Source organism: Mycobacterium marseillense, assembly GCF_010731675.1.
GTDB classification, from domain to species: domain Bacteria; phylum Actinomycetota; class Actinomycetes; order Mycobacteriales; family Mycobacteriaceae; genus Mycobacterium; species Mycobacterium marseillense.
In genome coordinates, this window is sequence record NZ_AP022584.1 from 1,024,756 (window position 1) to 1,049,871 (window position 25,116).

Genomic DNA, 25,116 nt, shown 5'->3' on the forward strand with positions numbered 1-25,116 from the left:
GCGCTCTGCATCGTCGCCGGCGCTGCTCATTGGTGCTGCTTTTGTTTGATGTAGTCGTAAAACGCCCTCATTTCGGGCGTGACGTACGCGAACTCCACGAACGGCACACCCGCCTGCGGCGCCGCGACGTAGGCGAACTGGATTCCGCCCGGCATCACGCCCTGCTGCACGACCGCGGCACCTCGCTCAGCGGCCTGAACCAACGCCGCGTCGAATTGCTCGGGGCTTTCGGCCTCCATGCAGACGTGGTGCAAACCCGGACCGCACTCGCGCAAAAAGTCACTATAGATGTTCTCGCCGCGCACCGGTTGGATCAGCTCTAGCTGCATGTCGCCGAGGTAGCTCAGGGAGATGCTGGCGACGAAATCGGCGGGCGCGCCATGGTAGCTGCAGGCGTCCGGAGCAAAGTGCACGTCGGGAATGCGCACCCACTCCCGCACGCCTAACAAGCCGGTGAGCGCCGTTTCTGTGGCGTCGAGGTCGGCGGTAACCCAGGCGATCTGCGTCGGGGATTCAACGGGAAGCGTCATCGCCTCGCAGAATAGTCCAGCCGCCGGGCGGCCAGAAAGGGGCCGAACGACTTTGCCGTGCCGAGCCCTTCCGCGCCAGAAATCCCGGGGTGAACACGTTCTAATTCCGCATCGTCGATGACCCTCGCGGCATCAGTGTTGGCTCAGCACGTCCACCAGCAGCCGGACCTGGGTGTCGAAGATCGCTTCCGGGTCGGTGAGGGTGTCCGCGCCGTATTGCCCGAACACCTCGAGGCTGATCGCACCGAGCACACCGGCCCATAGCAAGAAGCACTTGGTAAGCACCTGATCATCGCCGGGGAAGCCGAATTCGTGCCGGATCCGTTCGAAGTCCGACGACATCGGTTGTGGCGCAAGATCATTGGTCAGCCGGATGTCCCCGGTCGCTATTCCGGCCGCGACGGCGTCGAACAGCGCGGCGACGACCCGGGTGCCGACGGCGATCGTGCGCTCCGGGGGTGCGTGATATCCCGGGACCGGGCTGCCGTACAGCAGTGCCCAGCACGCCGGGTGCGCGACGGCCCACCGCCGGGTCGCCCGCGCGATGGCGATGACGTCGTCGCTCCACAGTTCCCCCACGGTTTCGCGGGCGCATTCGACGGTGTCGGCCAGGTCGGAATAGGCGTCGACCAGCAGCAGGGTGAGCAGCTCGTCGCGGCTGGAGACGTAGCGGTACACCGCCGAGGACACCATGCCCAGGTCACGGGCTATCGCGCGCACCGATAATCCGCCCGCGCCGCGCTCGACGAGCTGGCGGCGACCGAGTTCGATGATGCGCGCCTCGATCTGCTCGCGTGACTCCCGGCGTTTGCCCACGCGGTCAGTCTGACACAACCGAGAACACTGCTCTTGATTTCCGGGCCGGGTTGTGGCAGCTTCAACGGAAGAGAGAGCGCCGCTCTCTAAAGATCCGACGAAAATTCGCCGAGAGGACCCGCCATGTCCACGCGTTATGAGGAGCCGAACCGGGCCGCTCGCGCGGCCAACGTCGCGATCCGCTGGCTTGCCGACGCCGGGATCAGCATCGCCGGGACCCGCGCGTTACGCGTTCGCGGCCGCAAGACCGGCAAGCAGCGCGCGGTCGTGATCAACCTCCTGCGCGTGGACGGCGTGGACTACCTGGTCTCACCGCGCGGCAATACCCAGTGGGCCCGCAACGTCCGGGCCGCGGCTGTCGTCGAGCTGGGCCCGCGCTGGCGCCGGCAACGTGTTCGGGCCAGCGAGGTCGACGACACGGTCAAGCCCGAACTGCTGAGGCGTTACCTGGGGCGGTGGTACTGGCAGGTCAAGGATTACGTCGCCGGGCTGACACCGGACAGTAGCGACGAGCAGTTGCGCGCCGCGGCGCCCACGATTCCGGTGTTCGCGCTGACCAAGTCGAGCTGACAGGACCCGCCTACCGGACGTTGTCTCGCACCCCGAGGTCTTGGCGAACCTCCTCCGACGTGGCCCGCCACGACACCGCCGCGGGATAGTCCCCCCAGACGCTGTTGAAGATGCCGACCAACTGTCCCGGGCCGCCATTGGGCGCCAGATACACCGGCCCGCCGGAATCCCCGTTGTGGCTCTGCACGCCGTTGGTCATGGTGAACCAGCCGTTGTTCACGCTCTGCACCGTGCCGCAGGTTTCGCCGGTGATCACGCCGTAATGGCAGATCGGCTGACCGGGCGTCAGTGCCGGCGCGGGGTCGGAGACCAGCGGACGACCGCCCGGCAGGACGTTGTTCGCCGTGACGTCGTTGTCCAGCACGATCGCCTCGTAGTCGCTGATCACCTGGCTCGTGGACACCGTCGTCCCGCTGGGGGTGTTGTCCCGGAATGCGGCCAGGCGGCCGATGACGGTCCCGCCCCGGTCCGTGACCACTCCGCCCCCGCCCCGGCAGTGGCCCGCGGTGAAGGCGATCTTCAGGCTGGGGTCGACATACCCCAACGTGCAGACGCGGTTGTCCTGGCGGATCTCCATGCCCGGATACACCAGGACGTCGGCCTTTGCGGGCGCAGCGGGCAGCGAGGAGGCGAGCGCGGCGACAGTAACCGACGCGGCGAATGCGCGGGTTGCCAGGCGATGCACCATGAACTCCGATCCATCGGGCGGATACCGACGGGAGGTCGAGGTTACGGCGTAACCGTCCTCCCCGTTCAGCTTTTCGCGCCGCGCAGCGCCGATGTTACAGAGAGGTCACGAGCGAGGCGGTGGCCTCGGTTCGACCAGCGGCGCGCGGCGCCCAGCCGGGCGGGCCGAACACGTAGCCCAACCGGTCCCTCAGCCGGTTCGCCGTGCGCCAGTCGCGGGCGATCGCGACGTATTCGCGCGTCTGCAGCTTCCAGATGTTGAAGGTGTCGACCTGCTTCGTCAGGCCGTAGAGCGGGCGGAACAGCTCGGGCTGGAAGGTGCCGAACAGCCGGTCCCAGATGATGAAGATGCCGCCGTAGTTTTTATCGAGGTACACCTTGTCCATTCCGTGGTGCACCCGGTGATGCGACGGTGTGTTGAAGACGAACTCGAAGGGCCGCGGCATCTTGTCGATGCGCTCGGTGTGGATCCAGAACTGGTAGATCAAGTTCACCGAGAAGGCGAAAAACACCATCCAGGGTGGAATTCCCAACAGCGGCAACGGAATCCACATCAAGATCTCGCCGCTGTTGTTCCATTTCTGGCGCAGCGCGGTGGCGAAGTTGTAGTACTCGCTGGAGTGGTGGGCCTGGTGCGTCGCCCAGATCAACCGCACCCGGTGGGCGGTCCGGTGGTAGGCGTAGTACAGCAGGTCCACGCCGAGAATCGCGATCACCCAGGTGTACCAGCGGGTCGCCGAAAGGTGCCACGGCGCAACGTAGGCATAGATGGCGGCATAGCCGAGCAGGGCGAGGGTCTTCCAGGCGGCGGTGGTCGCCACCGACACCAGCCCCATCGAGATGCTGGTCAGCGAGTCGCGGGCGCGGTGCGCCCCCGAGGCCGGGCGCGCCTCGAGGTGTTCCAGTTTGCGGGCGGCGGTCCATTCGAGGGTCAGCAGCAACAGGAAGAACGGAACGGCGACCAGCACGGGGTCCCGCATCTGCGGGGGCAGCGCGGACACGAAGCCGGAAAGGGCACTCACACAGGTAAGACTACGACGTACACCGCGACGCTCAGCGACGATCGTCGGACTGCACGTCGTTCCCGGCGTACCACTGGACCGCCCGCACTCCGGGCAGCAGGGAGAGCTCCGCCACCAGGCGCTCCAGCCGGGCCGGGGCGTCACCATCCATCAGCAGGTGGGCGGTCAAGGTGATCTCGTCGTCGGCCGGGTGGCCCGTGTGGATCCCGCGAAGCGTGATGTCATTGCCGCCGGCATGCTGGACGATTTGGGCGCGCGCGTATTTCTCGTGCTTGGGGCGGGAGACCACCTGCACCAGATAAGGCAGCAGGCTTTCGTCTTCGTCGGCACTGTTGTCGCGGTCGATCAACCGGCCCAGCGGACGCCCCAGCACGTGAATGCCGATGACCGTGCCGGTGCCGATCAACGCGAAGACCAGATGCCCGGACGCGGCCAGCACGCCGATGGCCGCCGAGCACCACAGGGTGGCGGCGGTGTTGAGGCCCCGGACGTTGACGCCCTCTCGCAGGATCACGCCACCGCCGAGGAAGCCGATACCGGACACCACATAGGAGGCGACCCGGGTGGGGCTGGAATCCGACGTGGCCGCCGCGTACAGGACGAACAGCGTCGCGCCTCCGGCCACCAGCGCGTTGGTGCGCAGGCCGGCCCGGCGGGCCCGCCACTGCCGCTCCAGGCCGATCAGTGCGCCGCACCCCACGCCGACGCCGAGGCGTAGCGCGAAATCGACGGCGCTCATCGTTTCCACGACACGCTCCTTCCCGGATGGCAGACGGCGAAGGGAGCTAACCAAATCCGGGTTAACCGCAAGTGGAGCCCAACCGAACCGCTGGCGTCGGGCGTCTTCCCCGGCGGGCGGCGAGTCTCAGGCTAACCGGCCTTGGGGGCGATGTGGTGCGGGCAGTAGGCGCTCGATGCGAGTGCCGCGAATTTGGCGGCGGCGTCCATCGTCATGCCGGGGTTCTGGTCCTTGATGTCGCTGACGACCTGCAAACCGGTTTCGCCCCGGCCCATCAACCCGCATACGGCTTTGGCGGATGTGATGACTTGGCTGGGGTTGCTGTAGGTGATGCCGGAGTTGCTGAGGTTGGCCAAAAACGCCGCATCGTCGCCCTCGGGCTCGGCGTGCGCGGGCGCCGCGAAACCGATCACTGCGACGGCGCCGAGCAGCGCAACGAGATTTTTCATGCCGATCCCGCCTTTCCGAGGCCGTCGGGCACGGTCATTTTGGGCTTGTCTCCGCTGGACACGTGCACCGCATGGATGCCGGGCTTTTTCGACAGGCGGTCGAGCAGATCGTCGAGTCCGGCCTTGTCGACGTTCCAGTGCTGCACGGCTTCCGGTTGCTTTTGCAGCTTGGCGATGACGTCGTCGAGTTTGACGGGCTCGGCGGGCGTCGCCGCTCCCCCGGCGCGGGCCCGGACGCCCCGGGCGCTGACGACGTGCGGCGTGACGGAGCCGAGAGCTCCTCCGGTCAGGCTTCCCAGTGCCATCTGGCCGAGCAGGCTGCCCGGGATTCCGGCCGCGGGCGCCGCGGCGATGCCGGCGCTCGGCGCCAGGCCGCTGGCCAACCGGATGGCCGGGGTCGCCGACGCCCACGTCGGCGGCACCGATAGCTTGCCCACCACGTTCGCCTCGCCCATGCCTGCCGATGCCGCGCTGGTCAGCCCCGCGCCGGCCGACCGCATGCCGAGCCCGGCTCCCAGCGCGGACTTCGGGATGTCCATGCCCTCGACGGGCAGGTTGTAGAAGTATTTGAACTCCGTCATGGCGAGGTTGAACGGGGCCAGGGCTTCGCTGGCTACCGTGTTGAACCGGCCGATGTCGGCGAGGATCCCGAAGGTGTTCTGCCATGTCGTGCCCGCCAGGGGGGACCCGGTCAGGGTGTTGAGCACCTGGTCCCAGAACTCCATGTAACCGCGGGACGCGTTGCCGATGGCCTCGAGCAAGTCGCTGATGATGCCCGAGGGTGGGGCCGCCGCGTCCGCGGCCGTGGCGCTGGCGCTCGCCACGCCGGTGGCCTCGCCCAGCGCGGCCGCCTGGGCGGCGATCCCCGTCTGGTTGGTGGTCTGCGGTGGCTCGGGGAACGGCGCCAGCCGCGTGGCGGCCGCGGACGCGCTGGCGTAGGCGTACATCGCGGCGGCGTCCTGGGCCCACATTTCCCCGTATTCGGCCTCGGTGGCGGCGATCGCGGCGGTGTTCTGCCCGAAAACGTTGGTAGCCAACAGCGTTGCGAGCCGGACACGGTTGGCCGCGATCTCGGGTGGCGGCACCACCGCCGCGAACGCGCTCTCGTAGGCGCCCGCGGCCGCCGTGGCTTGGACGGCCGCCGTCTTAGCCTGCGCCGACGTCGCCGACATCCACGCCACGTACGGCGCGGCCGCGGCGGCCATGGCGGCGGCAGACGGGCCGGCCCACGCCTCGCTGGCCAGACCCTCGACAATCGACCCGTAGGACGACGCCGTGGACTGCAGTTCGGCCGCCAGCGCGTCCCACGCCGCGGCGGCCGCCAGCATCGGTCCCACCCCCGGACCCGTGTACATCTGGCCGGAGGTGATTTCGGGGGGCTGGAGCGCGAACGTCATCGGCATGGCCTTCCCGCGCCCGTCGGGCCGATGGCCGCCACGGACCGACCGGGGGTGCTGGCAAACATCCCGTGCCTCGCCGGCGTTTGCGGCGGTGAGGTCACAGGAGACATTGGTCGTTCCCCCCGGTCGGGTGCGGCGATGCCAGTGGTGTCATGTCGAACGCCCATCAATCCGCCGGCACCACGATGATCGTGGCGGTGGTCGCGACGCCATCGGCGGCCGCTGCGGCGACGCCGGTCGTGCCGTTGCTGACGGTGCGCACGCCCGCGCCCGCGAGCGCGCGTCCGGCCACACTCGCCATGGCCATCTCGCCGAACATGGCCCCGTGCGACGTGGCGGTCATCGCCGGGACGGCGCCCAAGCTCGCGCCCGGCAGTACCGAGGCGACCGTTCTCATCACGGGCGCGGCCGTGGCCCAGCCCTGCGGGACCGACAGCGACCCGACCAGGGTCGCGCGGCCCATCGACCCGGCCACGCCCCCGATCTCTGGTGTCACCGCGGAGACGTAGCCGCCCCGCAGCGGCGCCAGCGGCGACAATCCCCCGGCGATGTCCTTCCCACCGCCAAGCAGTTCGGCCACGCCCGGCACGTTTTGGGCTACACCGAGGGGCTGGAGGGCAAACAGGAACCAGCCGCCGGGCACGATGAGAGCCCCGATGGGGCTGTAAGCGCCGGTGACGGCGGCGAAAAAGGGGCGCAGCGCGGCCGTGATGGGATAGATCGCTTCGATGATCGATGCCGCCGGCGTCGCCGCCGCTGCCGACGGGGTCGTCGCCAGGCCTTGCAGCATCGTCGGCGTCACGTTGATCAGCTCCGACAGCTGGGATGGGATGTCCGAGGCGGCACCTTGCGCGATCGCTGCGGATTGCCTTGCCGCCGCGGACGAATCGGTGGTCTGCGGTGGCTCGGTGAACGGCGTCAGCTGTGTGGCCGCGGCCGACGAGGCGGCGTAGGCGTACATCGCGACGGCATCCTGGGCCCACATTTCGGCGTACTCGGCTTCGGCCGCCGCGATGGCCGCGGTGTTCTGGCCGATGATGTTTGTGGCGATCAGCGTCATCAACAGGCTGCGGTTGGCGGCGATCACCGGTGGGGGCACCGTCGCGGCGAACGCGGTCTCGTAGGCTGCGGCGGCGAGCCCGGCCTGCGTCGCCACCTGCTCCGCCTGCGCGGCCGTCGTCGTGGCCCACGCCACGTAAGGTGCGGCCGCGGCACTCATCGCCGTCGCTGCCGGTCCCAGCCAGGACCCCACGGTCATGCCGGCGATCGCCGAGCTGTAGGCCGCCGCATAGGAATACAGTTCGGCTCCCAGCGCATCCCATGCCGCGGCGGCCGCCAGCAAGGGTCCCGATCCGGCCCCCACGTACATCCGTCCTGAATTGACCTCTGGCGGCAGCGCCCCGAAGTCCACCCGTCGCCTCCCGTCCTGCTCTGGTGCCAGGGTAGGGACGAACATGGGGCCATTTCGCAAATGAGCTGCGGCTCAAATGGAATTCATGAGATTTGCCGGTGGAGCATATGTATATTCCATGTGTTTTACCGGCAGCGCTCTAACGCGTCGTGCGACTGAGAAATTCTCAGGATCCGCATGGGGGGCGCAATCAGCTGACCTGTGGACCGAGTGGGTTCCATGCGTGGCCGGGCAATGTACTTCGAGCGCAATGTATTTCAGGTGCCCTCGGCCGCACCGTCGCCATGGGCTACGGAGCTATCTCCTGTTGAGTTGCTGCGGGCAATAATATTTCGCCGCGATCGCCAAGAACGACGTCGCATGCTCGTTGGTGAGTCCGGGATTCTGGCTCTTCAATTCGTCCATCATCTGGGGCCCCAGTTCGCCGTTCCCCATCGACACGCATACGGCCTTGGCGAACTTTATCGCTCCGTCCGGGGTCGAATACGTGATGCCCGCGCTACGCAGGGACGCAAGGAAACCGGCCTCGTCGCCGCCGGTTGTCCCCGGTTCACCGTGCGCGAGCGAAGCCAGGCCGACGGCAGCCGAAACGCCGACGCCCAGCGCCAGCAGCAGTCTCATGATCCTGATTGTCGCATGCCGGGGCGCCACGCGCAGCGCCGGATATAAGGGCGCAGACATGTTGTGCAACAACGCATTTAGGGCCTAGGCCGGTCGGCGCGTCACGTTTTGGAGAGTTGCTGGGGGCAGTAGAACTTCGCGGAAAGCAGGGCGAAATTGGATGCCATCTCCATATCCATGCCGGGGTTGTGGGTCTTCACGTCGTGGACGACCTCCAGGCCGGATTCGCCGTTGTTCAAACACGAGCACACTGCCCGCCCGGCGGCGACGGCCGAACCCGGCGTGGCAAAGCTGAAGCCGGATTGCTGCAGCGCCGCGACGAAGCCGCCGTCGTCACCGCCCGGGTCTGGCCCGGGATCGGCGTAGGCCGGTGCGGCAAGGCCGATCGTCGCGAAGGCACCCAGGAGTGCCAGTAGTCTTGTCATCGCTTATCACCCTTCTGTCATCACGCACGCTCGGCCGCGTGCACACCGATTGCCTTGTCCCCTAACCCAACTGCGCTTCCGTCGGCAGGATTGCGGACTTGCCCGGCTTCTTCAGATGCACCGCGTGAATGCCGGGCTTTTTGGCCAACTGCTCGAGCAGCGCGTCGAGGTTCTCCTGATCGACGTTGTGGTGCTGCACGCTTTCGGGCTTCTCCGAGATTTGGGCGACAAGGCGTTTCAGCTGTTCGGGTGATTGCTTGTCTTTGACGTCCTTGATCGCGGCCATCCGGTTGCGGACGCCGCCGCGGACCACGGTCGGCCCCCCGGAGCCCAGTGCGCTGCCCAGCATCCCGGCCAGCCCCATCGAACTGAACAAGCTGCCCTCGCCCAGCGCGGCGGCCGGCACGGCCTCGCTGCCTGCGGCCGACAGGGCGGCGGCGACAGTCCTGACCGACGGTGTGGCCGTGGCCCAGCTGGGCGGGATCGAAAGCTTGCCGACCAGGGTGCCGGCGTTCCCCATGCCAGCGGTCGGGCTGATCGCGCTGTACAGGGTGCCGCGTCCGAAGCCCAACGCCCCGAGCCCGGCGCCGAGCGCGTCTTTGGGCAACGCACCGTATGCGATGGGCGGCGCGAACTTCAGCCACTGCGACACCGGGAAGTTAACCAACAGTCCGATGTCGTTGAACTGCGTGGTCAGGCCCAACGGCACCTTCACGGCGTTGTACATCGCCGTGTAGAAGCTCGCCCCGCCGGGGACGGTGTTGAAGAGATCCGTCATGAAAGTCTGGTAGAGGTAGGCCAGGTTCGCCGCTCCGGAGAAGGGCCCGCTGTAGGGCAGCGTGGTCGTCCCTGCCGCCGCGGCATTCGCCACGTTGGCCGCGGGGGTGCTGGCGGCCGACGTCACCGCCGCCGCTTGCATCGGTTCGGCCGCCTCGTTGGTGGTCTGGGGCGCCGGGCTGAATTCGGTCAGTTTGTTGGAGGCGGTCGCCGAGGAGGCGAAGTAGGTGTCCATCGCCGTGGCGTCCTGCGCCCAGAACTCACCGTATTGGGCCTCGTTCGCGGCGATCGCCGAGGTGTTCTGCCCGAAGAGGTTCGTCGCCATTAATTGCGCCAGCAGCGCACGGTTTTCCGCGATCACCGCCGGCGGCACGTGTGCGGCGAACGCCGCCTCGTACGCGGTCGCCGCCTCGGTCGCCTGGGTTGCGGATTCCGCTGCGTAGACGGCGGTTTGCTGCATCCAGGCCACATACGGGGCGGCCGCGGATGCCATGGCGACCGAGGACGGCCCGACCCAGGGCCCGGAGGTCAGGCTCGAGAGCACTGACGAATAAGACGCCGCCGCGGACTGCAATTCGGTGGCCAAACTCTGCCAGGCCGTCGCCGCGGCCACCAGCGATCCGGCGCCCGGACCGCTGTACATCCGGCCCGAGTTGAACTCCGGCGGAAAGGCTCCATAAAACATCCCTGCTACCCCCTACCTCGGTGTTCGGACGGAAGGGCTTGGCTGCCAAGCGGTTTGGTCATCGTGGTCATTCCTCGATGCACGGGATCACGATGATGGTTGCCGCGGCGGGATCGGCCTCCGCGGCAACCCCGCCCAGCGCGCCCACCGTCGAGGCGGCGCCGCCGACCGGACGGGCCGCCGCGGCGGTGACGGCGCGGCCGGCCAAGCTGGACAGGGCCATCTGGCTGAACACGCCCTCCTCGCCGGCCAGCGCGGCGGGCGCCGCCGCCACGTTGGCCGGCAACACCTGGGCGACCGTTCGGAGCGCCGGGGCGGCGTCCGTCCAGCCCTGGGGCACCGACATGCTGCCGACCAGAGCGGCTTTGCCCATCGACCCCGACGCCTGCCCCGCCCCGACCGCGGAGCTGAGCATGGGCTTGACGGCGCTGGTGCCGCTGGTCAAGGGGGCCAGCGCGCCCGAAATGGCTTTCGGTCCAGCCAGATAGGCGGCGGCGGCCTGCCCGTTCTGCCCCCACGCGTAGGCCTGGCCGAACGACAAGAAGGGCCCGCCGGGGATGGTGGTCCACGACTGCGGCGAGTACACCCCCGTCACGACCGACCAAAACTCGTTCCAGTTGGTGATGAAACTCGGCGTCGTCAGCTCGGTCGAGGTGGCTCCCGTCGAGGTGCCGTTGGTCACCGTCTGCACCGCCGGTTGCATCGTGGTGCTCAACTGGGACAGCTGCGACGCCGTGTTCGAACCGGACTGGGCGCTCGACTGAGTAACCGCAGCCGCCTGCGTCGCGCCGGTCGAGTCGTTGGTGGTCTTCGGCGGCTCGCTGAAGGGCGCCAACGCAGAGGCGCTCGCCGAAGACGCCGTATAGGCGTACATCGCGGCGGCATCCTGTGCCCACATCTCCATGTATTGGGTCTCGGTGGCGGCGATGGCCGGGGTGTTCTGGCCCAAAATGTTGGTGGCGATCAACGTGGCGAGCAACGCACGGTTGGCGGCGATCACCGGCGGCGGCACGGTGGCGGCGAATGCCGCCTCGTAGGCGCTGGCGGCAAGCTTGGCCTGGGCCCCCGCCTCTTCGGCCTGCGCGGCCGTCGCATGGATCCACGCCACGTACGGAGCAGCCGCGGCGGCCATCGCCATCGATGACGGGCCCGTCCACGGACCCGTCGTGAGCGTCTCAACGGTCGAGCTGTACGACGCGCCCGTCGTCTGCAGCTCCGCGGCCAATTCGTCCCATGCGGCCGCGGCGTCGAGCAGTGGCCCCGATCCGGCGCCGACGTACATCCGCCCCGAGTTGTATTCCGGCGGATATGCACCGAAATCCAGCATCTAGGACCTCCTCGAATGGCGCCTGTGGTGATCACGGCGTCGCGGGCCACGTCTTGACAAACACGCAGCGCTGAGCACGCTCGTGAAATCCGCTTTCAAGCGCATGTAGGTTCCGCGTGTTGAAGACAGCAAGCGCCCCCTTCCCTACTGCGAACCGGGAGCCATAATTGGCAAACAAACTAGTGGCTAAGCCTCATTGCTTTTGCACTGACAAGGGTGCACGAAAGTTATTCAGTCGGCGTTCCCGTCAGGTAAACTCAGGTAAAACATCCATGTCGCGGGCCTGCTGCCGCGTGTGAGATTGGCTGGTGAATACCGCCAGGCCAGTGGCGTAAATCACTCGTCCTCTTCCCTTTTAGCGAGGCTTCACCCACGGGTTATGGGGCCAATGCGTTGATCGGACCACCTGCCGATAATAATTGCTCAGGCAGCATCGATCGATATGCAAATTCCTTCTATAACCACGCCTTAATATGGCGCCCAGAAGCGTCCTATCACATTCACCCCTGACAACACTTGCGTAATGTTTCGCGCATTGATAAGCCGCTTTGGTTCGACATCACTGTCGTGTACCACGCGTCTCATCCGTCTGATTCCGCAATTCCGCGGAATACGACCACGCCCAGCTAGAGCCCGACGACGCTGTCGGCGGCGGCCAGATTGCTACCCGCGGACCGCCGAATCGTCTGTCCGTGGGAGTTGGCCCCCCGTAGATCACCAGGAGTCGCCCCCGAACTCGAGCCGCCCCAACGTCGACGGCAGCAAGCCCCGATGCTCGGGATCCAAAAACACGGCCTGGGCACGGATCAGGGCACCATGGGCGTCGACATTGTCGAACTGGCGGTTGATCGTCACACCGGCCTCCTAAGGTCTACTCATACGACTAGACGCGTCGAGCCTGATGTGGCACTGATTAGCGACTGGTAGTTCGCTGTGAATGGGTTATCTTCACACACAACGACATTCGATTGTGATATGACCCCATCGAGCGAAGATCGGCCCGGCGCCGGCGCCGACAGTTTCTCCAACCGCCGATGTAAAGATCTGGGCGGCAGCGATTTTCCCGCCGCCGGGCACGCAGTTAGGCCGGGACTTCGCCGGTCGGCGAGCGCCGGGCCCGCGTCAGTGACTATCCGGCCGCGGGCGGGCGAACCACGAAGTTCGGCCGGAAGCCGTACTGCGGTACAGCGCGTCCGAGTCCCTGGCTTCCCATGCCGCCGAAGGGAATTCCGGGCATACCGGCTGCCATCGCCGGCTGCGGCGCAACCATCGGGGTACCCCCCAACGTCGACGCCAACGGACCGGCGACCGGCGCGGGCGGGGCCCAGCTCGGCGGCACCGAGAGCGGACCCACCAGGGATGCCCGGCCCAGTCCCGCCGAGACCGACGCGCCCGCATTACCCATGCCCGCCAAGCCCGACAGGCCCTGGGCGCCCGTTCCGATGCCCGTCGCCACCGGCGCGCCGCTCGCCAGGTCGTTGAGGGCGCCGGCGCTGGCGCCGATCAGCGTCGAACTCGTCACGGTCTGCACAACCTGGGCCGGATCAAGCGCGCCGGTCGACGTGATCGTGTTCCAGAAATTGCTGTTCGGGTCCAGGATCGACGACAGACCCGACGTCGACGGCGTCGACGATTCCGTCGGCGACGACAGGGTCTGCAGCGCGTTCGGTACGGCGGTGTTCAGTTGCGACAACGTCGCCTGCTGGTTTCCCGCCGAGGCGCCCGTGGCCTGGGCGACCGCGCCGGCCTGGCGGGCCTGCCCGTCCTGGCTGGTCGTCTGCGTCGGCTCGGTGAACATCGCCAGGCGGGTCGCGGCGGCCGAGGAGCCGGCGTAGCCGTACATGGTTGCCGCGTCCTGGGCCCACATTTCGCCGTACTGCGCCTCGGTGGCCGCGATCGCCGGCGTGTTCTGGCCCAGCACGTTCGTGGCGATCAGCGTAGCGAGCTGCGTGCGGTTCGCCGCGATCACCGGCGGTGGCACCGTGGCCGCGAACGCGGCCTCATAGGCGGCCGCCGCGGCTTCGGCCTGGGCCGCGGCCTGCTCGGCTTGCGTGGCGGTGCTGCTCATCCAGGCCACGTACGGCGTGGCCGCGGCGGCCATCGCCGCCGATGCGGGGCCATGCCATTCCTCGCTGGTCAACGACGAGAGCACCGACCCGTACGACAGTGCGGCCGAACGCAATTCCGCGGCCAGGCCATTCCACGCCGACGCGGCGACCAGCATCGGACCCGATCCCGGTCCGGCATACATACGCGCGGAGTTGATTTCGGGTGCGAGCATCGCGAAGTCCACGAACATTGCCGGGTCCCTCCCCTAGCTCGCTGCGACTGGCGTCGGGCACGCGGCGGCGTGGACGCTGAATTGTGTTGGCATTGACGCTGATAACGCAGCGGCCATAGCCGCCGACACGCAACGCGACATCGGAGTTCTCCTCACCAAGAGACCGAACTCAGCCGTGGTTCGCCAGCCGGGCTAATTCCGCGCACGCTCACGCACGCACGCGTAAAGCGTTGGCGTGCGCGAGAATATGTGGAACGAGCCGAATCGGGCTACGAAACGTGGCCGGGGTCGGATCGCAACGAAATGGTCATCGATCTGGGATACGGACTATCGCCGGGACTCACTTCGCTCTCACCTCCTCGCGGCCAGGGCATACGGGGATGCCATACGTTGCACGCGGGGATAAGCGCCCAACGCGAGAACCGTTGGGCGCGCACCCCTCTCGTCAGAGCTTCGGCACCACACGGCGTATCCGGCCCGCCAGGGCCGGAAGCCACTTGGGCTCAACCCTTAATCCGGGAGGAGCTGTCCTGACCCTGGGCGTCTCTCGACGTTCGAGGTCAGTGGCCTATGTCCGTGCAGACGCCTCACCTAGCGAGGTGCTTGCACAGGCCATGGTGGCACTCGGGCTTCGCTGAGTCAAATTGACGTGCAACACAATCACAATCACTTACCCGCGACCGGCGCGTCACTCGCGAACCCGGCCCGCGCCCGGCCAGTTCGATGGTGGCGACCCGCTGCGCCCGGCTAGTTGGCCTTCTCGGCCACCGCTGCGCTGAGGCCCTCGGCGAGATCCTCGCGGGTCAGCTCCTTGAACCGCAGCAGCTGGCGCTCGCTGAACTCGGTCACGTCGCTGGCCAGTACCGCATCCAGATCCTCGTCGTCCAGACGGAAACTGCGGTGATCGCGGGCCTTTTCCACCACGTTGCGGACGAAACCGGCATTGCCGAGCGTGTCGATGCCGCGGATGAGATCCCCGTCCTCCGAATACGTTTCGTCGAGATAGAACTTGGTGTATGACGGCAGCAGGGCCTGTGCCGATTCATCGGTGATGACGTCTTCGTTCTCCTGGCCCATCAGCCGCGTCAGCGCGACCAGTTCGTCCGGGGTGTAGCTGAAGAACTCGATCACGGTCGAAAACCGCCGCCGCAGGCCCTGATTTACTTCGAGCATCTTGTCCATGGCCTTGGCGTAGCCGGCGCCGAAGACGACCAGCTCGTCGCGATGGTTCTCCATGTACAACAGCAACGTGTTGATGATCGCGTTGCCGTAGGGGTCACCCTGCTGGTAGCCCTTTTCGTGCAGGGTGTGCATCTCGTCGAAGAACACCGCGCCGCCCAGGGCGCCCTCGAGCATCTCCTCGGTGTTCTTCTCCGCGTCGGCCATGTAGCGGCCCAGCAGCTTGGTGCGGCTGGTCTCGACCACCACCGGTTTGCGCAGCACGGTCAGCCCACACAGCTGCTTGCTGAAAGCCCTTGCCACCGAGGTCTTTCCGGTTCCGGGCGGACCGAGCAGCAAGGTGTGGCGCGACGTCACCGGCACCGGCAGGCCCATCTTGGCGCGCGCCAGGTTCACCTTCGTCGTCGACTTGATCAGCTTGATTTCCCGCTTGGCCCGCTCCATGCCCAGCATGGCGTTGAGCTCGGCGTCGCCCTCGGCCAGGTACTTCGCCGCCTCCTCGGCGTGGCGGGCGGCCTCCGTCTCCGCCCGGGTGGGCGCGCTCTCGGGATCCCACGGGTCGGTGCGGGCCTCGATCGTTTCGGGGTCGGTCAGGATCAGGCGAAAGTTCGGGTTGTCCAGCGCCTCGCGGGCCGGGGTGAACTTCGGATCCCGCGAATAGACGCGCCGCAGCAGCTCGACGGCCTCGTCCTCGCGGCCCAGGTGGCGCAAACACATGCCCTGCGTGTACAGGGCGATGTTCGCGGCGCCGGGCACCCGGTCGCCTTCGATGGCCTCCTGGCCGCGGCGCAGGGCCTCTTCGAACACGCCGAGCGAGGCCAGAGCCGTGGTGGCCATCGCCGCCCCCGCGGCCTTCAGCTCGGGCTGGCGCCATCCCTTGCCCTCGCCGAACTGATTGAGCACGTCCGGCCACCGCCCGGTGCGGAAGTACAGCACGCCGCGCACATAGCTGACCAGCTCCTCCTCGAAGGCCTGGCGGGGTTCGACGCCGTCGAGCAGTTTCGCCGCCTCCGCATAGTGTTTGGCCTCGGCCAGCACGGCGGCGTAGGCGCAGGCCAGCGATTCCACGCTGGTCACCGCAAGCTTCAGGAACAGCCCGTCGGACACCTCGGGGCGGAACTGCAACTCGGTGACCCCGAGGCGACGGGTCTCCCACCCCAACGTCCGGATCGACGACCAGGCGCCGGCGAGCACGTCGAGGGTCTGCTCCCCCGCGAGCATCCGCGCCAGCCAGGCGTCGCACATCGACGGGTCCAGGTTGGTCGCCGTGGTGAACATCTGCGACGCAACCTGCGGGTTGTGGCTGGGTTGCAGCCCGTTGACCGACACGCCGGATGCCAGCAGGCCGGCGACCATCGCGTTACGGGCGCTTTCAGCGGTTGATTGGGGCCTCGTCATTGCGCTACGGATACGCCCGCCGAGCTCCCCTGCAGCTGGTCGACGGACAGCGAGAGCTCATCGTCGTCCGCGCGCAACGGACGGCTCGGCACGACCAGCAGGGTGCGGGCCGTCGGGGCGGGCAGGCTGGCCCGCACCGCGGCCAGCTGACGTCCGGTGAGGCGGTTGAGCCCCGACGAGACGTTCCTGCGCAGCCGCTTCTCGGTGTGATAGCGCACCCACGCCGACACCTGCGGACGGCCGCCGCGCGAGGTGAGCCGAATGGTCAGCACGGTGGCGAACGTGTCGTCCTCCCACAGCTCCTCGAGCTTGTCGGTGGTGATGTCCGACGGCGTCAGCCACAGGCTCGTCACGAACCCGTTGAAGTGCTTGAGGCGGCGCCACCCGGGCCGGCTCCACGTGGGCTCCAGGTCGGCGAGTACCGCACGGTCGACCTCGGCGAGCTCCTCGGCGGTCAACGGCCTTGCCGCACAAGTCAGCCCGTCGAGATCTTGCGCGAGCCGTTCGGTGGCCGCCACCAGAGTCGACGCCAGTGAATCCCGGGCCGCCACCGCGGCGACGTTGCGCTGCGGGTTCATCCGCAACACCAGCCAGGTCCGGCGCACGTAGGAGGTGGGCTGATCGTTCGCCACCTCCCATTCCTCGGGGCCCCAATCGTCGAGCTTCGACAACTCGGCGGCGTTCCCGCCGCGGCGCACCTTGAGCGACACGATGTCGATGTCATCGAGGTGGATGTCGAACTGGCGCAGTCCCGACGCGACGGCCTGGACCAGCAAGGTGGGGCGCGACGTCCGGTGACGGTGGCGCGACGCCGGGTCGTCCTCGCCGCCGTTGACGGCGATCACCGTGACGAGCCGGCCCTGGTACTCGCGCACGCCCACCGTGTCGCGGCCGAATGTGCGTTGGTGATCGATGGCCGGGGTGCAGCCGGCGGCCAGCGCGGACCCGGGATCGGCGGACCAATCCCACAGCCACGTCGCCAGCCCCGACGTCACCGTCAGCCCGTGGTAGGTGACCAGCGACAGCAGGGTGATCAGGGCGGCCAGGCCGACGCCCACCCAGAACGCGATGCGGTAGGTGCCCTGCCAGGATTCCGGGCAGTGACTGGCCACCGCCATGATCACGACGTCGACCAGGAACACCGTGGTCAGCCGCGGAAACGACAAAGACAACCCAAACCTGCGTTGCGACTTCATGAGTGCTGCTCCGCCCCTATTGCTGTTTGCGCGATCGCTTCATCAACATCGCCGTACCGAATACTCCGCCGCCGATGAGCAACGCCACGAACAGTCCTGCGGCGGCAACCCATACAGGCACCATATCCCGCTGCGGGGCCGGCTTCGGAACGGTCAGCGGCGCCGAGAGCTGCTGCGGCGGCTTCACCGGACCGTCGGGCACGTCCCAGGTCAGCGCCGCGACGGGGTCGACGACCCCGTGGCCGACCTGGTTGTCCACGCCGCGCGCGGGCGCGCGGGCGGTGCGCGTCAACCGGTTGATGACCTGATAGGCCGACAGCTGCGGGAACTTGGCGCGCACCAGCGCCGCCACCCCCGACACGATCGCCGCGGAGAAGCTGGTGCCGGACGGGACCAGCAGCGTGTTGTCGGGTCCGTCGATCGCGTTGATGAGCCCGTCGTCTCGCGGCGACAGTCCGACGACGTCGGTGCCGGGCGCGGCGATGCCCACCCAGGGGCCCGCCACGCTCGTCGATGCCTGGCCCTGATTGCCCTGGCTCAGCGGGCGGCCTTCCTCGTCGACCGCCCCGACGGTCAGGACGTAGTCGCTGAACCAGGACGGTGTCACGACGGTGGTGACGGAATTCCAGTTGCGAGGATCGTTGGGCTGCAACGGATCATGCGGCGGATTTTGCTTGCAGTCCTTTTTGCTGGTGTCACCGGCCGCGGCCACGATGACGACGTTCTTGTCGACGGCCGCATAGCGGACCGCGGCGCCCAGCGAGCGCTGGTCGATGACGTTGCGCGCGCTCATGCACGTCACGTCGGAGATGTTGATGACCGACGCGCCCATGTTGGCGGCGTGCACGATCGCCCGCGCCATCGTCTGGATGTTTTCGATCTTCGCCGAGGTCTGCGGATCCTCATCGCCGGTGTAGGCGTCCTTGAGGCCGAAGGCCTGGCTGGTCTGCCGGATCGCGATGATGTCGACGTCCGGCGCGATCCCGCTGAACGCATCCGGGCCGCCCTTGGGCGGCGCGGGTGGCGGCGGCGCCGGTGGCGGCGGGTCGAGCGGGCGCGGATTGTCCACGTTGACCACGTGCGCGCCACCGGAGTAGCCCGGGATGGTCACCGTGCCGCTCCCATGGTTGCCCGCCGGGGCCTGCCCGCCCTGGGGCGGGCCCGGGGCGGGTCCGCCGGGCGCCGGGGCCGCGGGTGGCGGCGGGGGCGCCCCGAAGGGGCCCGGAGGCGACTGTTCCTGGGGCGGCGGGGGAACCATCGTCACGGTCTGGGGCAACGGTGACAGGGTGACCGTCTGCGGGGGCGGCGCTTTCGGCGGTGGCTCCGTGGTCGGAATGGTGACCGGCTTGCGCGGTGCCGCCGGCGGCACCCCCGCGCCGTTGGCCGGGGCCGCGCCGATCATCGACGCCACGATGGTGCCGTGCGCGTCGCAGTCGGACAGCCCATCACCGGACATGATGTAGTCGCCGCCCGGGATCAAGTGCGGAAACCGGGGGTGCGGGGTGACGCCGGTGTCGATGACGGCCACCTTCTGGCCGGCGCCGCGACCGAACTGCCACGCCTCCTGCAGGTTCAGCATGTCCATGTATTTGGGCTGCAGCCGAAAATCGGTCCCGGGCAGCACGCCCACCTCGGTGCAGTACGAGTTCTGCTTCATCGGCGCCCCCGGCCCGGGCGTACCGTCGGGCGGCACCGCCGCGGCGTCGATCGTCGGGGGCGAAATCGCATAGGCGGGCGGCAGATTCGCCAACGCACCCGAAGCGATCAAGACGGCGGCGATGGTCGCGGCGGTCGCGCGGCCGCGCCACACTGTGCGGTCAGCGATAGCGGATTGCTGCATAGACATTCATCAACCACAATGCCAGCGGGAAAATTGGCATCAGGCAGAGGTATTCAATCCATTCCACGAATTTGCGGAATAGCGGGCTGTAGACCGTGTTCGGCACCACGGCCGCGGAGGTAAGTCCCGCCACCGGCACCAAAACCAGGATCGCCGCGCAGATCGAGACCGCCAGCGAGGACTGCAGCACCAGCGCGTAGCGCACCACGACTGCACCGACGATCAGCACCCCGGTGCCGGCCAGGGTGATCGCCTGCCAGCGGTCGACGTACGAGCGGCCGCGCAGCAACAAAAATCCCGCGCTGAAGCCGGCCAGCAGGACCGGCAACCAGCGCTGCCCGGTGTGCGGGTCCGACAGGGCGGTCAGCGAGACGACCATCAGCACGCCGAGCCCGATCAGCAAACCTGACAGGAAGGAGCGGGCGCGTTCGGCCTGCGTCAGCACGTCGCGGACCGAGGCGGGCCCCTCCAGCACCGGGGGGCCGCCGTCGGAGCGCACCACGGTGGTGGGCAGGTCGGGCCGGGCCTCGAACACCCATCGGCTGGTGGCCGACGGGAAGACGGGCAGGCGGATGCCGGCCAGCCGCCGCGAAATCGCCGGTGCACTTTGGTAGATCAGGACCGACACGAGCACGACGCAGGTCAGCAGGGTCACGGCGCTGGTCATGGCCACCATGCGCGCGAGCGCGGCGAGCGCCGCGATCGAGCTGACGGTGACGATCGCGGTGTAGATCGACAGCCGGCGTCCGGTGAAACGCAGCGCGAGGATGGCGGCGATGGTGAGGACGCCGAAGCCCAACACCGCTTGGGGCGACCCCACGCCGCCGGGCGGCGCGGACGCCGCGGCGATCGACAGGGGCGCAAGGCTGCTCAACAGCATGATGTCGCCGACGCGCCGCTCCTGCTGGGTGCTCGCCCGCATCAGGAGCAACAGCGAAACGCCCAGCATCAGCACGCCGATCACACCCGCGTAGACCGTCGGCAGCCACGAGTTGTGGTGCCAGCGCCACCAGCCGAGCAGACCGGTCGCGGCCGTCACCCCGATGGCCACCATCGACGCACCGACCTGCACGGCAACCACCGGGTCGATGGCCGCGAAGCGCTTGCTGAGGTCCGCCGCGACCGCGGTGGAGATGTGCTCGATGACCTGCGACCGGTGCTCGGTGTCCGGGATGAACCGGATCCACAGCCGGTCGCCGTCGTAGACGTCCTGCTCGCTCAGCGATTGGGTGGCCCGCAGCGGCGATCCGTCCACCAGGCACAGCGCCCAGCGGCCCCGGCCGGCGGCTTCCAGCGGAGCCTCGCCGAGCTCGCGGAGCCGGCTGTTGACCACCTTCAGCAACGGGTCGGTCATCACCGAGACAGGGGCGTTCGCGTCCAGCAGGACGCCGATCTGGACACCCGTGCCGGCCATCACGCCGACGACGACAGCCTGGGGCTGTGAGATGCCCTCTACGTCAGGCTGTGGTACTTCAACGACCGCAGTCATCGCCTTGCACTCCCTACCGTGATGAATGTGTGAGCCCGTGCCGTTCGCGTGCCGGCCGGCGCCGGTGTTCTCGCCGACGTGCTGCGAGCCCCCGCGCAGCGCATTCCGACTAATTGGAATTCCATCTGCCTCGCCTTGCGATTAAGAGTTGTGGTTGACACCCGTGTTTGAGATTTGCTGATGCCTTGACAGAAGTATGCCGTGTTCGCAGCTCAACCGCATGTTGAGTGCGGCGACATTGATGAAATCTGTGTTTCGCGTGAACGTCACACCCGGCGGTGAGTTTTCCACTCGCCATAGGGAAGTGTGTCGAGCACGGTTTTGACGCCGACCTGCACCAGCTGCGGGGTCGCCGGGCAGATGGCGAGCCACGCCTCCCCCGAGCCCGCGGTCCGGGCCTGCTGGTAGAGCGCGATGCGGCCACCGGAGCCGTCTTTGAGCGACAGCACGGACGCGCTGGGGCCCTTGGCGTCGTCCTGGTACTGGCGGGCGTACACGGCGACCTCCGCGGCGGGGTCCGACAACGCCTGGCCCAACGCGGCCACGGTCGCGGCGCTGATGCCCATCCGGCGCAGGTCCCCGCCGGAGAACACGTTGAAGCCCGACTCCTGCCACGACTTCGTCGCTTCCAGCATCTCTTCGAGCGGCACGTTGACCGCGTTGATCGCGGCGGGCTCGGCGTGGTGGATCGACTCCAGCGCGTCGATCACCAACGACGCGATCGAGGCGCTGTCCGCGACGGCGACGTCATCGACGGTGATCTCGCCGCCGACCCGAACCGCCGAAACCCAATGCTGGCCGCGGCGGGCCAGGACGACGCGAAACTCGTTGTCGGGGATATCGCGCGAGCCCGGAGGCTGGTTCTCGTCATCGAGGACGCCGTAGGCCAGCTTGCCCCGCGACAGCAGGGCGACCACCTCGAGGTCGGGTGCGGCGAGCACTTTCATCCGGGCGGCCACCTGCTCGTTGACCTCGTCGTTCTCGACGATGCCCTGCTCACGCATGACGGCCATGCCGGGGTGCTCGTTGAGCCAGTCGTTCGAGTCGGTGGAAACGTAGGGCCGGCACCGCAACTCCGGGGCGACGTGCCGAATGTCCAGCAGCGCCTGGAGCATCCAGAAGCCGTCGACGTTGACGGTGATGTCGGTGCGGGTGCTCTGTTGGTCCATCAATCCCTCAACTGATCCCTGAATTGCTCAAGCGTCACATTGCACGGTAAACCGCAGGACGCGGCAGCACACCGACGGGTGGTGTGCTGCCGCGCCTGTGGTCGAGGCGTCAGGCCCAGCTGGACCCGACGGCGCTGTCGGTGCTGGCCATGTTGTTGCCCGCGGACTGAACCTTCTGTCCGTGGGAGTTGGCCTGCTCGTAGATCACCTGGAAGTTGCGACCCAACTGGGTGATGAACTCCTGGCACGCGACCGAACCGGCACCGCCCCAAAAGTCACCGGCAGCAAGCACATCGCGAACGATGGCCTGGTGCTCGGCCTCCAAGGACGCGGCCTGGGCGCGGATCAGGGCACCGTGGGCGTCTACGTCGCCGAACTGGTAGTTAATGCTCATATCGGTGTTCTCCTAATGTCTCGAAATGTTACGCAGCGGCGATTTTCGGCGCTAGCTGCTGAGGATCTGCTGCGAGGCCTGCTCTTGCTGCTCGTAGTTGTTCGCGTCGCGGATCAACCCGTCGCGCACCGAGTGGAGCATGTTGACGATGTTGCGGAAGGCCTGGTTGACCTGGCCCATGGTGTCATACGACGTCGCCTGCGCCTGGCCGCTCCAGCCCGCGCCGGCGATGTTCATCGACGACGCCCACATCTTGCGAGCCTCGTCCTCGACGGTCTGGGCGTGGACCTCGAAACGGCCCGCCATCGCCCGCATCTCGTGCGGGTCGGTCATAAAACGTGTTGCCATGTCGGCTGTCTCCTTATTACGTAATGAGTGGTTGGTGTGGTTTACGACGGTGGCCGGATCGTTTACGGATTACGCAACCGCCGTGCCGAATCGATAGAAATGACCCCCCCTTCCCGTCAACCGGCGGCCACCGGGTGTTGTCACGGTGAAACGGACGTCAGACCCGAACCGCGGCGTTTGAGTTGACGGAGTGCGTGTTGCTGTGGAGGTTGCTGTGCGGAAACAGCCCTGCGGCCCCGCACCCAGCCCCCGTTGGGCGGCTACTTTGGAACCCACGTCGGTGACAATCTGCCCCAAGCCCCGAACCGCCGATACGAATCAGCCGGCGGCGGCCGCGTTGGCTGCCTCGGTCGCAGCGTACGAACCGGAGCTGGTGGACAGGGTGTTCACGAACGCCTCGTGGATGGCCGCAGCCTGGGCGCTCACCGCCTGGTACATCTGCGCGTGGGCGGCGAACTGAGCGGCGGTCAAGGCCGACACCTCGTCGGCAGCAGCGGGTACTACCCCCGTCGTTGGGGCTGCAGCGGCTGCGTTCTGGGCGCTCAAGGTCGACCCGATAGCCTGCAGGTTCCCGGCCGCCGCGGCCAAAGCCTCCGGCTGTGTGGTCACGAACGACATGTTTGTTTCCCTCCTAGTTCATTCCCCGACTCTGCGAGAGTAGATGACTGCGACCCCCGAGGCCGGGGTGGACGCAGCGTGTTTGCAATTGTTCACGTAGTGGTACGGCGAATTCACTTTCGTTAACGACACAGTAACAGCCTCTGACCTCGACCGCAGCCCTTCGCGCGACAGCCGGAACAAACGGAGTTCGGCCCCGGTCGAAAAAGTTGCTGATCGCTGTCAAATAGGTTGCTGCGGTTGCATCGGCCGTCATAAAAACAATCTGCCGACGGACTCGTCGCACCGAGTCCCCGCAGTAACCGTTGCCCGTTCTGCGTCGCTCGAACCTCCTTTCCTCCATGTCAGCTGGTTGATCGCACCGCTGGCCACGGCTCAGCCCGCGAAGGGTGGTCGGGCCATGACGGTGGGGCGGAAGCCGTATTTGGGGCCGGCCACGCCGTGGCCGCCGGCACCGGCGCCGGCCAGGGGCATGCCTCCGAGCAGGTTGCCGGGTCCGCCGGCGGCTTCGGGGGCCGCGCTGATGGTGCTGACCGGGATCGCATGACCTAGCGCCGGCGCGACCGCCGGTGCTCCCGACCAGGCGACCGGCACCGACAACTTGCCCCCGATCGAGGCCGCACTGCCCAACGCGGCCACCGGATGCGCCGCGGCCGCACCGCCACCGAGCACCCCGCCCAAACCCCCCAGCGCAGGCAGGGCCTTGGCCGCTGCGGGGGCCGCACTACCGATCAACCCCAACGACTTGGAGATCTGCACAAAGTTGTTCCCCATACCAATGCTGAAGTACGGCAAACCCTCAGTGCTATAGAAGATGCTGGCCCAAGGGCTGTAGCTACTGGCAAACGATGACAGAGACGAGGAGGACGAGGACCCCGACGACCCGCCGGGCGCCGTGCCCGCGCCAGGCTGCGCCATCGACTGCAACACCTTGGAGGTGTTGGTCGCCGTGGAATTCGTCGTCGCATTGGTGGCCGCCGCTTGTTGGTTGGCTTCCCCCGACGGGTTGGTGATCTCGGGCGCCTTCTGAAACGGCGTCTGCTTGGTCGCCGACGACGACTGGCCCGCATAGCTGTACATCGCGCCGGCATCCTGGGCCCAGTACTCGCCGTACTGGGCCTCCAACTGCGCAATCAGCGGCGTGTTCTGCCCCAACACGTTGGTCGCCTGCAATTGCTGCGATTGCATGCGGTTCGACGCCACCAACGGCGGCGGCACCGACGACGACAACGCCGCCTCATAGGCCGCCGCCGCCGCACGCGCCTGCACGGCGGCCTCTTCGGCCTGCGCGGCCGCCGCAGTCATCCACTCGACATAGGGAGTCACCGCCTGGGCCATGGTCGCCGACGCCGCACCCAACCACTCCTCACTACTGAGCGCGGTCACTTGCTTTTCGTAGCTGAGGGCGGCCGAATTCAACTCCGCCGCCAACGCACTCCACGCCGACGCCGCAGCCACCAACGAGCCCGATCCCGGACCGGAATAGATCCGCGCCGAATTGAACTCCGGCGGAAAGGCCCCATAATCCAGCACGAATAGCCCCTTAACCTGTGTTGCGCGAATCGATGCGTCGAGTTGCAAAAGACGCTAATGGGCTGGTGGCCGCCCCCGCCGCGCTCGGCTCGCGGGCGGCTTTCCTGCCCGCCGCTCGGGCGCCCGGTGCCACGAGCCCCTCCCCGCCGGCAGACGACGCGCAACCTGGCCCCATCAACGGCGTCGAGCTGCGGAAACGACCGGAGCCGAAG

At 67.6% G+C, this 25,116-nt stretch carries 23 protein-coding genes, 1 pseudogene and 1 riboswitch; of the genes and pseudogenes, 1 reads left to right on the plus strand and 23 read right to left on the minus strand.

Annotation, left to right across the window (positions count from 1 at the left end; translation table 11 throughout):
* Nucleotides 1-26 precede the first annotated feature (26 nt).
* Together G6N26_RS04630 and G6N26_RS04635 are read right to left on the minus strand one after the other, a co-directional pair.
* A complete protein-coding gene (locus tag G6N26_RS04630) occupies nt 27-530 on the minus strand; it encodes a VOC family protein (protein WP_083019660.1) in 504 nt (167 codons plus the stop codon).
* A gap of 132 nt (nt 531-662) precedes the next feature.
* Nucleotides 663-1,346 (minus strand): TetR/AcrR family transcriptional regulator, encoded by a 684-nt coding sequence (locus tag G6N26_RS04635; protein ID WP_194164298.1) that lies wholly within the window; start codon nt 1,344-1,346, stop codon nt 663-665.
* Nucleotides 1,347-1,469: 123 nt separating this feature from the next.
* Between G6N26_RS04635 and G6N26_RS04640 the strand changes: the two genes are divergently transcribed.
* Nucleotides 1,470-1,916, plus strand: a complete 447-nt coding sequence (locus G6N26_RS04640) for a nitroreductase/quinone reductase family protein (RefSeq protein ID WP_083019662.1) — start codon at nt 1,470-1,472, stop codon at nt 1,914-1,916.
* Nucleotides 1,917-1,926: 10 nt separating this feature from the next.
* Here G6N26_RS04640 and G6N26_RS04645 read toward each other — a convergent pair whose 3' ends face one another.
* The 21 genes and pseudogenes from G6N26_RS04645 to G6N26_RS04745 all read right to left on the minus strand — a co-directional run bounded on the left by G6N26_RS04645 (nt 1,927) and on the right by G6N26_RS04745 (nt 24,904).
* A complete protein-coding gene (locus G6N26_RS04645) occupies nt 1,927-2,604 on the minus strand; it encodes an Rv1815 family serine proteinase (protein WP_067171917.1) in 678 nt (225 codons plus the stop codon).
* Between the two features lie 94 nt (nt 2,605-2,698).
* Nucleotides 2,699-3,625 (minus strand): sterol desaturase family protein, encoded by a 927-nt coding sequence (locus G6N26_RS04650; protein WP_067171919.1) that lies wholly within the window; start codon nt 3,623-3,625, stop codon nt 2,699-2,701.
* Between the two features lie 31 nt (nt 3,626-3,656).
* Complete coding sequence (locus G6N26_RS04655; RefSeq protein WP_276058275.1) at nt 3,657-4,364, minus strand: MgtC/SapB family protein; 708 nt, start codon at nt 4,362-4,364, stop codon at nt 3,657-3,659.
* Nucleotides 4,365-4,495: 131 nt separating this feature from the next.
* Complete coding sequence (locus G6N26_RS04660; protein ID WP_067171923.1) at nt 4,496-4,813, minus strand: DUF732 domain-containing protein; 318 nt, start codon at nt 4,811-4,813, stop codon at nt 4,496-4,498.
* A complete protein-coding gene (locus G6N26_RS04665) occupies nt 4,810-6,210 on the minus strand; it encodes a PPE family protein (RefSeq protein ID WP_083019679.1) in 1,401 nt (466 codons plus the stop codon). Before G6N26_RS04665 ends, G6N26_RS04660 begins: the two co-directional genes overlap by 4 nt.
* Before the next feature lie 169 nt (nt 6,211-6,379).
* Nucleotides 6,380-7,624 (minus strand): PPE family protein, SVP subgroup, encoded by a 1,245-nt coding sequence (locus G6N26_RS04670; protein ID WP_082991462.1) that lies wholly within the window; start codon nt 7,622-7,624, stop codon nt 6,380-6,382.
* Nucleotides 7,625-7,921: 297 nt separating this feature from the next.
* Complete coding sequence (locus tag G6N26_RS04675; RefSeq protein ID WP_067172112.1) at nt 7,922-8,245, minus strand: DUF732 domain-containing protein; 324 nt, start codon at nt 8,243-8,245, stop codon at nt 7,922-7,924.
* Nucleotides 8,246-8,346: 101 nt separating this feature from the next.
* The gene (locus tag G6N26_RS04680; RefSeq protein ID WP_067172110.1) at nt 8,347-8,670 is read right to left on the minus strand and encodes a DUF732 domain-containing protein; all 324 of its coding nucleotides are present in this window, start codon (nt 8,668-8,670) and stop codon (nt 8,347-8,349) included.
* 61 nt (nt 8,671-8,731) lie between these two features.
* Entirely contained in the window at nt 8,732-10,132 is a 1,401-nt protein-coding gene (locus G6N26_RS04685; RefSeq protein WP_083019666.1) for a PPE family protein, read from the minus strand.
* 67 nt (nt 10,133-10,199) lie between these two features.
* Nucleotides 10,200-11,459, minus strand: a complete 1,260-nt coding sequence (locus G6N26_RS04690) for a PPE family protein (RefSeq protein ID WP_083019668.1) — start codon at nt 11,457-11,459, stop codon at nt 10,200-10,202.
* A 619-nt stretch (nt 11,460-12,078) separates the two neighbouring features.
* A pseudogene (locus G6N26_RS04695) lies at nt 12,079-12,314 on the minus strand (type VII secretion protein EsxI); the annotation flags it as partial.
* A gap of 274 nt (nt 12,315-12,588) precedes the next feature.
* Nucleotides 12,589-13,758, minus strand: coding sequence for a PPE family protein (locus tag G6N26_RS04700; protein WP_083019670.1), 1,170 nt, complete (start codon nt 13,756-13,758; stop codon nt 12,589-12,591).
* Between the two features lie 412 nt (nt 13,759-14,170).
* Nucleotides 14,171-14,346: riboswitch (M-box (ykoK) riboswitch) on the minus strand.
* A 141-nt stretch (nt 14,347-14,487) separates the two neighbouring features.
* Nucleotides 14,488-16,317, minus strand: coding sequence for a type VII secretion system ESX-5 AAA family ATPase EccA5 (gene eccA5, locus G6N26_RS04705; RefSeq protein WP_083019672.1), 1,830 nt, complete (start codon nt 16,315-16,317; stop codon nt 14,488-14,490).
* Nucleotides 16,314-17,513 carry a type VII secretion protein EccE gene (gene eccE / locus G6N26_RS04710; RefSeq protein WP_083019674.1) on the minus strand — a complete coding sequence of 400 codons (1,200 nt, stop codon included), beginning with the start codon at nt 17,511-17,513 and terminating at the stop codon, nt 16,314-16,316. Before eccE ends, eccA5 begins: the two co-directional genes overlap by 4 nt.
* A 16-nt stretch (nt 17,514-17,529) precedes the next feature.
* Entirely contained in the window at nt 17,530-19,353 is a 1,824-nt protein-coding gene (locus G6N26_RS04715; protein WP_145013633.1) for a type VII secretion-associated serine protease mycosin, read from the minus strand.
* Nucleotides 19,331-20,842, minus strand: a complete 1,512-nt coding sequence (eccD, locus tag G6N26_RS04720) for a type VII secretion integral membrane protein EccD (protein WP_067172093.1) — start codon at nt 20,840-20,842, stop codon at nt 19,331-19,333. Before eccD ends, G6N26_RS04715 begins: the two co-directional genes overlap by 23 nt.
* A gap of 266 nt (nt 20,843-21,108) precedes the next feature.
* Entirely contained in the window at nt 21,109-22,011 is a 903-nt protein-coding gene (locus G6N26_RS04725) for an ESX secretion-associated protein EspG (RefSeq protein ID WP_067172095.1), read from the minus strand.
* A gap of 109 nt (nt 22,012-22,120) precedes the next feature.
* Nucleotides 22,121-22,405, minus strand: a complete 285-nt coding sequence (locus G6N26_RS04730; RefSeq protein WP_020824001.1) for a WXG100 family type VII secretion target — start codon at nt 22,403-22,405, stop codon at nt 22,121-22,123.
* Between the two features lie 51 nt (nt 22,406-22,456).
* The gene (locus tag G6N26_RS04735) at nt 22,457-22,753 is read right to left on the minus strand and encodes a WXG100 family type VII secretion target (protein WP_036454244.1); all 297 of its coding nucleotides are present in this window, start codon (nt 22,751-22,753) and stop codon (nt 22,457-22,459) included.
* A gap of 318 nt (nt 22,754-23,071) precedes the next feature.
* On the minus strand, nt 23,072-23,371 hold the full coding sequence (locus G6N26_RS04740; protein ID WP_067167504.1) for a PE family protein: 300 nt from the start codon (nt 23,369-23,371) through the stop codon (nt 23,072-23,074).
* Between the two features lie 375 nt (nt 23,372-23,746).
* Nucleotides 23,747-24,904, minus strand: coding sequence for a PPE family protein (locus G6N26_RS04745; RefSeq protein WP_083020610.1), 1,158 nt, complete (start codon nt 24,902-24,904; stop codon nt 23,747-23,749).
* Between the last annotated feature and the right edge of the window lie 212 nt (nt 24,905-25,116).